An 8,767-nucleotide genomic window follows, 5' to 3' on the forward strand; every position below is an offset into this window, starting at 1 on the left:
CAGTTGTCATGCACTCGGAATAAATCATACCGTGAATAGTGCTGTTTTTGATTATCAGACTATTGGCGTTGGTATTGGTAGAAATACCGTCGTCCAGATAGTAGGTAGAAATCACGCCGTTAACGGTAGCGTTATTAATGACCGGGTAGATATCGCCGTTGTAATAGCTATCAGCGGCATAGTTGTTCCAGCCTACATAACCATCATAGTAAACGTCATCAGCATAGGTGGCGTCGTTGTAGTGATGGAAAGTATTGTAAGTTTGACCAGAAATATCGTTGGTCGCTGCATTAGCCTGAGAGGTGATAGCCAGAGTGCAAGCCAATGCTAATTGTGATACTACAAGTTTCTTTTTCCAGGAGTGCATTTGTCATCCCCCTCAGGGACGTAATAAGTTGATCCATCAATTATCAATGCATAGAAAACATATTATGTTTCGCGCTAACGATTATGCTGCGTTACAGACGAATGGTTCAATTATTCTTTCCCCTAAGTCCGAATGTGGACATATATAATTTATGGAGAAAAACACGCATCAAATTGATAAAAGGACGATATTTCAGCATGTTGCAGATAATGTTATTTTTGATGCATACGCGTTATAAATATCAAAAACACAAACCAGATAAATATCTTATCAATATACAACAAAGTTTGAATTATTCAATTTATAGCAGCACAACCAAACGCCAAAAAAATAATAACCAAGAGCTATAAATAAAGATTAAAAATATTTTCAGTGAATATGAAATTATTGCTATTTCTATTACAAAGATGTCCTGGTCTCTCTTTCATTCTCTTCTTGTCAACATCGCGACAACTTTCGTAAAACACTCCTGCCCCGCTTCAGGTATACTGTGCACCTTAATTCCACAAACATCAGGCAGACCATGACAGACTTAATCCAACGCCCTCGTCGCCTGCGCAAATCTCCTGCGCTGCGCGCTATGTTTGAAGAGACAACACTTAGCCTTAACGACCTGGTGTTGCCGATCTTTGTTGAAGAAGAAATTGACGACTACAAAGCCGTTGAAGCCATGCCAGGCGTGATGCGCATTCCAGAGAAACATCTGGCACGCGAAATTGAACGCATCGCCAACGCCGGTATCCGTTCCGTAATGACTTTTGGCATCTCTCACCATACCGATGAAACCGGCAGCGACGCCTGGCGGGAAGATGGACTGGTGGCGCGTATGTCGCGCATCTGCAAGCAGACTGTGCCAGAAATGATCGTCATGTCAGACACTTGTTTCTGTGAATACACTTCTCACGGTCACTGCGGTGTGCTGTGCGAGCATGGCGTCGACAACGACGCGACTCTGGAAAATTTAGGCAAGCAAGCCGTGGTTGCAGCTGCTGCAGGCGCAGACTTCATCGCCCCTTCCGCCGCGATGGACGGCCAGGTACAGGCGATTCGTCAGGCGCTGGACGCTGCAGGCTTTAAAGATACGGCGATTATGTCGTATTCGACCAAGTTCGCCTCTTCCTTTTATGGCCCGTTCCGTGAAGCTGCCGGAAGCGCATTAAAAGGCGACCGCAAAAGCTATCAGATGAACCCAATGAACCGTCGCGAGGCGATTCGTGAGTCACTGCTGGATGAAGCCCAGGGCGCAGACTGCCTGATGGTTAAACCTGCTGGAGCGTACCTCGACATCGTGCGTGAGCTGCGTGAACGTACTGAATTGCCGATTGGCGCGTATCAGGTGAGCGGTGAGTACGCGATGATTAAGTTCGCCGCGCTGGCGGGTGCTATAGATGAAGAGAAAGTCGTGCTCGAAAGCTTAGGTTCAATTAAGCGTGCGGGTGCGGATCTGATTTTCAGCTACTTTGCGCTGGATTTGGCTGAGAAGAAGATTCTGCGTTAATTTTTTTCCTCTCAGAAAGGGGGAGTTAACCTGTTGAAAGTACGGTGAACGCCCCCTCACCCTAACCCTCTCCCCAAGGGGGCGAGGGAACCGTCCACACTCGTATCACCCCGCCCGATAAAACGGTTTATCCCCAAGGATCGTCGCCCGATGCATAATCCGCCGCTGTGGCAGGTAATCGGCATTGGCATAGTGCTGAGTCACGCGGTTATCCCAAATCGCAATATCATTCGGTTGCCAGCGCCAACGCACCTGAAACTCCGGTTTAGTGATATGGGCGAATAAAAAGCCTAACAAGGCTTCGCTCTCTTTCTCGCTGACATCGACAATTCGCGTAGTAAAGCCTTCATTCACAAACAGCGCCTGTTTACCGCTCACCGGATGCGTTCGCACCACCGGATGTAGCAACGGAGGATTTTTCGCGACCGCCTCGCACCAGCGTTGATGTTCCTCCTCGGTTTTGCGGTATTTGTATTCCGGGAATGATTTACGGAAATCATGCTCCGCACGCAGCCAGCTCAGCAGCTGGCGGAAGGGAACAGAGAGCGCCTCATAGGCCGCAATACCGCTGGTTCAGAGCATATCACCGCCGGTCGAAGGTAACTCTTTAGCTGCCAGAATCGCCCCTGCGGGTGGCGTTTCAATAAATGTCACATCGGTATGCCAGTTGTCGTTATCCGGCGGATTATCGTTATGGGTATCCAGCACGATGATCTCGTCAACCCCTTCGGCATGAGGGTAAACAGGGTGAATATGCAGTTCGCCAAAACGCTGGGCCAGCGCGCGTTGCTGCTGCGGCGTAATAGCTTGATCGCGCAGAAATACCACCTGATGGCGCAGCACCGCATGGTAAAGCTGTTCAAACTGATTATCGCTTAACGGGCGCGTCAGGTCGGCACCCGAAATTTGTGCGCCGATATGCGGCCCCAGCGGGGTAATGCTCAGACGTTCACCCATTGTACTTCTCCATGCCAGGGCGTCAGACGGCGCTGTAACGCGCGCAGACCCAGTTCTAAAAGAAAGGCGATAATCGCAATCACCGCGATCCCCGCCAGTACCACGTCAGTCGCGAGAAATTCACCCGCTGACTGAACCATAAATCCTAAACCGCGTGTCACGGCAATCAGCTCCGCCGCTACCAGCGTAGACCAGCCCACACCCAGACCAATGCGTAATCCGGTGAGGATTTCCGGCAGCGCGCCGGGCAAAATGACAAACCACAGCACCTGCGCACGGCTGGCACCCAGCGACTGGGCGGCACGAATGCGAACCTGCTGCGCGCTTTTCACCCCTGCCAGCGCCGACATCGCCACCGGCGCAAAAATCGCTAAATAGATCAGTAAGATCTTCGAGGTTTCACCAATACCAAACCAGATCACCATCAGCGGCAAATAAGCCAGCGGTGGCACCGGACGATAAAGTTCGATTACCGGATCCAGAATGCCGCGCACCGTCGGGCTTAGCCCCATGGCGATCCCGACCGGAATACCGATCACCACCGCCGCGAGTAGCGCCTGCACAATGCGCGTCAGGCTGGCAGCCAGATGCTGCCACAGCGTGGCGTCCATAAATCCCTGCGGTCCGGCAATGGTGAGCAGTTTTGCCAGTACTTGTTGCGGCGGCGGCAAAAACAGCGGGCTAATCAGTTGCAGCGCCGCCACCGTCCACCATACAGTGAGTAAAACCGCTAACGTGCCAATGCTTAAGGTCACCTGACGCGAGAGCGGCCAGCGCCATTTCAGCCGCCGCGAATGCAGTTTTTCATTAATGAGCACACTCATGAGAACGCCTCCCGTTGCTCAAATACGCGGCTTAAAACATATTCGCGCATGGCGATGAATTGTGGATCGGACTTGATGCTGCGGCTCGACTCTCCCGCAACAAAGCGGCGAGCAAAGTTGAGCGGCAGCCGCTCCAGCACACGGCCAGGGCCGGATGAAAGCAGAACCAGTTCAGTCGCCATAAACACCGCTTCTTCTATATCGTGGGTAATCAACAGCACCTGCTTGCCCGTCTCCTGCCAGAGTTTCAGCAGCAGAGTTTGCATCTGGTCGCGGGTGAAGGCGTCCAGCGCACCAAACGGTTCATCGAGTAATAACAGCTGGGGATTCGCCGCCAGCGCGCGGGCAATCCCCACCCGCTGACGTTGACCATCGGAAAGCTGCCAGATATAGCGTTTTTCTGCGCCTTCCAGCCCCACTTTTTTCAGCATCTGGTGCGCGATTTCCAGTCGCTGCATTTTCTCTATACCTGCCAATTGCAGGCCGAACGCCACGTTGTCCTGTACATTGCGCCACGGTAGCAGCCCTTCATTCTGAAAAACTACGCCACGCTCTGCTCCCGGTCCCTCAATACGCTTACCCGCCAGTTGAATGCTGCCATGCTGATAAGGCACAAAACCGGCAATCAGATTCAGCAGGGTGGTTTTACCGCAGCCGGACGGCCCCAGCACCACCAGTAGCTCGCCGCTTTCCAGCGTCAGGTTGATATCTTCCAGTGCCGGTTTGCCGCCATAATCGGCATAGAGATGAGAGATTTGCAGCATCTGCGCCTCCTTTTATTGCACGAAGCGCGAGGTAACGTACTGGCTGTAATCATTCGCTACAGCCGGGACCTTGCCCTGCTCTTTCAAAAACTGCGCGGTGTCGATGATTGCTTTGTTCACCGGTCCGGTCAGTTCTGCCGTTTGTTGCTGCGGCGTCAGATAGGTATTTCCCTTCACCAGCCCCGGAACGTCACCTTCAGGCACGCCGCTTAAACGCGCCAGTTTGCTGATGTTTTCCGGCTGTTTCAGCCACGCGTCAGGGTTAGCAATGTACGGTTGCTGTGCATCGATGGCGCTTTTGGCGAACGCTTTCACGACCTCAGGATGTTTCTCGGCAAAATCTTTGCGCACCACCCAGACGTCCAGCGTTGGCGCACCCCACTGCCCGACCTGTTCAGAATCGGTCAGCACCTTGTCGTCTTTTTCCAGGGCGTTAACCGCCGGTGCCCAGACATAAGCACCATCAATATCACCCCGCTGCCATGCGGCGATAATCGCGGGCGGCTGCAGGTTCACAATCTCCACTAGCCCTGGTTTAATCCCCCAGTGTTTCAGCGCCGCCAGCAGGCTGTAGTGGGTGGTGGAGATAAACGGTACGGCAATGCGTTTACCAATCAAATCTTCGGGTTTGCTGATAGTTTTCTTTACCACCAGCGCTTCGGAGTTACCCAGTTTTGACGCCAGCAAGAAGACTTCAATCGGCACCTGTTGGCTGGCTGCAACCGCTAATGGGCTGGATCCGAGGTTGCCGATTTGCACGTCGCCAGAAGCCAGCGCCCGCACGATGCTGGCTCCGCTGTCAAACTTACGCCAGTCCACGCTCGCCCCGCTCTCTTTAGCAAAGGTGTTGTCGGCCTGAGCCACTTTCGCCGGTTCGGCTGAGGTTTGATACGCCACGGTGACGTTCACCGCCTGTGCCTGAAAAGCGATGAATGCCAGTGCGGCAAGAAGTGTGTTATATGACTAGGTAATTTATTCAAGATAACCGGGAATGGGTAAAAAAAGACGGGATTTGATGGGATTCAATAAGTTATGCGCCGATTGCATTCAAGATAAAACGAGTTAAAAATGCTCAATGCTTCGATATCGATAAAACATTCAAGATAGGCGCGCCGTGTATTTTAATTCTTTTAAGACTCTTCAAAAATGTCATCGTAGCCTTTAAAAACGAATTTTAAAGGCACCCTAAAGGCAGGTCAATGAAGTTAACCCGCCTTCGCGTTTACACTCTCTGAGAGAATACTAGCTTCAATCTCTTCCAAAATCTCTCTGACTTGCTCGTCGGGCATATCAACGAGCATCAACGCTGCCAGGCGTTTACGGCCCTCTAGTTGCAGTAGCTCTTGAGTTTCCTTATCTAACAAGCGTAGCACAGTCTCAACACCTTTCCTTGCGAGCATGTTTGTAAGGGCTTCTCGTTCCTCACTGGTAAGAAACGACAACATTTCTGTTAGCTGATCCCCTTGGCTTAAATCACTTTGTGTTTTTTGTGTTTTTGGTGGATTCCCGTTACCGGTTTTTAGCCATTCAAGACTAACACCTTCACTTTCTGCAATGCGTACCAATATGCTTTCTCGAGGTTCTGGTGTATTTCCCTTTTTAAAATAGCTTTGTAACGTATTGATATTTATGCCACAGGCTCTGGCGGCAGCACTTCTTGATGGATACCGCCTAATAAGATAAGCCATGCGCTCCACGATAGGTTCTTTTGCCTGCTCCATAAAAGTACCTCTAGGTATTTTTCTGTATAAAGGTTCTTTTCCATCTATCTAATTGAATGGAAAGGTAATTTTAAAAATCCAAATAAAATACAAAAAAATACCTTGTATTGGTGCTTTTTGTGATCTGCGATTTTATTTACTCGGATATCCACGCGAATATCCGCGCGGGTAATTTTGTAGGGTAAAGGAAAGATGAGACAAAGAGAAGATAGTGGCCGCGATTGGCCTTCGCTGATGATTCAGCAAGCACTCAAAGATAATGGGTGGTCTTCCTTTCGGGAGCTTTCACTCCATGCCGGTTATGCTCAGGATTCACTGAAAGCGGTAGTTCGTACGCCAAACAAAAAATACGAACGTGTTATTTCTGACGCTATAGGTGTACCGCCAGAAATCATCTGGCCCAGCCGGTATCGTAACGATGGATTTATCAGGAAGGCGTCGTGATATGCAGTCGTACGTTACCGTAAATGACCTTCTCGGTGTTCCTGGAATGCCAGCCACCGCGAAAGGCATCCGACAGGCGTTACAGCGTTTTTCTCGTGCTCTTGGTGACGTTAGTCGCCGTCGAGCAGGTACAAAAGCCATTGAGTACCATATCGATTGCCTGCCTGAGGTAACCCAAAAGGCACTGCGTGAACGCTATGTGGAACAACTGGTGGCTACAGAGAACAACGTCTCCGAAGTGAAGACCGTTACCAGGACGGCGCGTAACCCTGATGCTGTTCAGGCAGTTGAAGCATATCGGGGTTCTCCGCAACTAATGGAAGAACGCCTGAATGCCCTGACTGAAAATCAGCGCCGGGTGTCTGAAGCAAGAGCGGCGCTGGCAGTGGAAGTGCTGAAGCTGGAAAGCGCCGGTAACCTCGGGCGACTGAAAGCCATTAACTTTCTGGTTGAAAAAGCCCGTAAAGGTGAGTTGCCGGAACGACTGCAACAGGCTGCGATTAACGCTAATGCAAAACGTGGCACTAATCGCACCATCAGCCGTGATCCGCTTTACCAGTGGGTACTGAAATACAACCGGTCGCAGAACGCCGCAGAACGACTGTTGTTACTGGCACCAGGAAAACGCGACGAAATAAAACCGGAAGAAATTAGCTGGCTGCCTGAATTTCTGGCGCAGTATCGTCAGGCTAACGGCAGACCTATGTCGGAAGCCTACGAGGATTTTGTCACGGAATGGCAACGTCGCTATGCGGACGAACCGTACATGCTGGAGGTGATGCCTTCCTATGATGTTGTCCGGTATGCCATGAAAAAATTGCCGGAAGTGGTGAAACAAAAAGGACGCGTTACCGGCAGTGAATACCGCCAGCTTGAGGGATTCACCCGCCGCGACTGGACAGCTATGCCGGTGAATTATGTCTGGATTGGTGACGGCCACGGTATGAAGCTGAAATGTGCGCATCCGATCCACGGGCGTCCATTTTCACCGGAAGTCACGTTTGTTATCGACGGTGGAACCCGGTTTGTTGTTGGCTGGAGTCTTGATCTTGCGGAGAACGTGTTTGCTGTTGCCGGGGCGATACAGCACGGAATTCGCAATCACGGAAAACCCTTCCTGTATTACTCGGATAATGGTTCCGGTGAAACGGCAGATATGCTGGATAAAGAGATCGTCGGGATTCTGCCCCGTCTGGGTATTAACCACCCCACCGGTATTGCCGGAAATCCGCAGGGACGCGGCATCATTGAACGTCTGAACCGGACGCTGCCGATGCGTATAGCCAGACGGTATCGCACCTATTTTGGCAAGGGGGCAGACCGGGAAACACTGCGTGTACTCAATCGCGATCTGCGTTCAGCATTTAATGCCCTGCAACAGGACAAACCGCTGAATGCCCGCCAGAAATCTGCAATGCGCGAGCTGCCGTCCTGGTCAGAACTGATTGAGGCTATTCGTGAAGGAGTGGAATGGTACAACAACCGCCCGCATTCTGAACTGCCGATGAAACCAAACGGGAAGCATTACAGCCCGGCTGAGTTCAGAAAAAAACGCCTGGCGGAAGAAAACACCGAAATTGAATGGCTGAGTGATCTCGAACTGCGCGACATGTTCTGCCCGATGGTGGAGCGTCCGGTAAGACGCTGTGAAATCAAATGGCTTGGGAATATTTATTACGCGCCGGAGCTGCGTGATGAACATGGTCGCAAAGTGCTTATCAGCTATGACATTCATGATGCAGAGCGAATTACAGTGCGCCGTAAGGATGGCAGTTTTATTTGTGAGGCGATATGGAACGGCAATAAACGCGCCGCCTTCCCGGTCAGCGCCGACTATTACAAACAACAGCAGCGTATTAAAGGAATGCACAAACGCGCAGAAGAAAAAATCCGTGATGCCGTGGATGAAGGTATTCAGGTTATTGAACAAAAAACGACAGAACCCTGGCTGGATAATGTTTATCGACCCGTTGGCAATGTGATGACCGTTCAGCAACAGGAATATGAAGAGGAGCACGACGAAGAATCCGAACGCAATTTCAGGCGGGGATTACAGAAACTCATTGCCATGCAGGACGATGACCCACTGGCCTGAATAAAAAAACAGTCCGCAGCAACGGACTGTTAAACAGGTAAATAAAGCTGATTTGAAATAACCGAGGAAACAATATGACCGATATTAATGATGTTTT

At 50.8% G+C, this 8,767-nt stretch carries 6 protein-coding genes and 3 pseudogenes; 3 read left to right on the plus strand and 6 right to left on the minus strand.

What is annotated here, in order from left to right; genetic code table 11:
* A pseudogene (locus ACUU1I_RS17900) lies at positions 1 to 367 on the minus strand (autotransporter outer membrane beta-barrel domain-containing protein); the annotation flags it as partial.
* Between the two features lie 523 nt (positions 368 to 890).
* Here ACUU1I_RS17900 and hemB point away from each other — a divergent pair.
* Complete coding sequence (gene hemB, locus ACUU1I_RS17905; protein ID WP_001295337.1) at positions 891 to 1,865, plus strand: porphobilinogen synthase; 975 nt, start codon at positions 891 to 893, stop codon at positions 1,863 to 1,865.
* 105 nt (positions 1,866 to 1,970) lie between these two features.
* On the opposite strand, the pseudogene tauD reads toward hemB, so the two are convergent.
* From tauD to ACUU1I_RS17930, 5 genes and pseudogenes are all read right to left on the minus strand, one after another.
* Positions 1,971 to 2,822 (minus strand): annotated as a pseudogene (gene tauD / locus ACUU1I_RS17910) (taurine dioxygenase).
* Entirely contained in the window at positions 2,807 to 3,646 is an 840-nt protein-coding gene (gene tauC, locus ACUU1I_RS17915; protein ID WP_000114615.1) for a taurine ABC transporter permease TauC, read from the minus strand. The pseudogene tauD and the gene tauC overlap by 16 nt, the downstream one beginning before the upstream one ends.
* The gene (tauB, locus tag ACUU1I_RS17920; RefSeq protein WP_000939366.1) at positions 3,643 to 4,410 is read right to left on the minus strand and encodes a taurine ABC transporter ATP-binding subunit; all 768 of its coding nucleotides are present in this window, start codon (positions 4,408 to 4,410) and stop codon (positions 3,643 to 3,645) included. The genes tauC and tauB overlap by 4 nt, the downstream gene beginning before the upstream one ends.
* A gap of 12 nt (positions 4,411 to 4,422) precedes the next feature.
* Positions 4,423 to 5,373 (minus strand): annotated as a pseudogene (gene tauA / locus ACUU1I_RS17925) (taurine ABC transporter substrate-binding protein); the annotation flags it as partial.
* Positions 5,374 to 5,615: 242 nt separating this feature from the next.
* Complete coding sequence (locus tag ACUU1I_RS17930; protein ID WP_000434074.1) at positions 5,616 to 6,131, minus strand: hypothetical protein; 516 nt, start codon at positions 6,129 to 6,131, stop codon at positions 5,616 to 5,618.
* Positions 6,132 to 6,323: 192 nt separating this feature from the next.
* Here ACUU1I_RS17930 and ACUU1I_RS17935 point away from each other — a divergent pair, with 192 nt between their 5' ends.
* Both ACUU1I_RS17935 and ACUU1I_RS17940 read left to right on the plus strand, forming a co-directional pair.
* Positions 6,324 to 6,575 (plus strand): helix-turn-helix domain-containing protein, encoded by a 252-nt coding sequence (locus tag ACUU1I_RS17935; protein ID WP_001249843.1) that lies wholly within the window; start codon positions 6,324 to 6,326, stop codon positions 6,573 to 6,575.
* Between the two features lies 1 nt (position 6,576).
* Positions 6,577 to 8,670 carry a Mu transposase C-terminal domain-containing protein gene (locus ACUU1I_RS17940; RefSeq protein WP_001192425.1) on the plus strand — a complete coding sequence of 698 codons (2,094 nt, stop codon included), beginning with the start codon at positions 6,577 to 6,579 and terminating at the stop codon, positions 8,668 to 8,670.
* Positions 8,671 to 8,767: the final 97 nt, after the last annotated feature.

Source organism: Shigella sp. SIG3 (genome assembly GCF_053555855.1).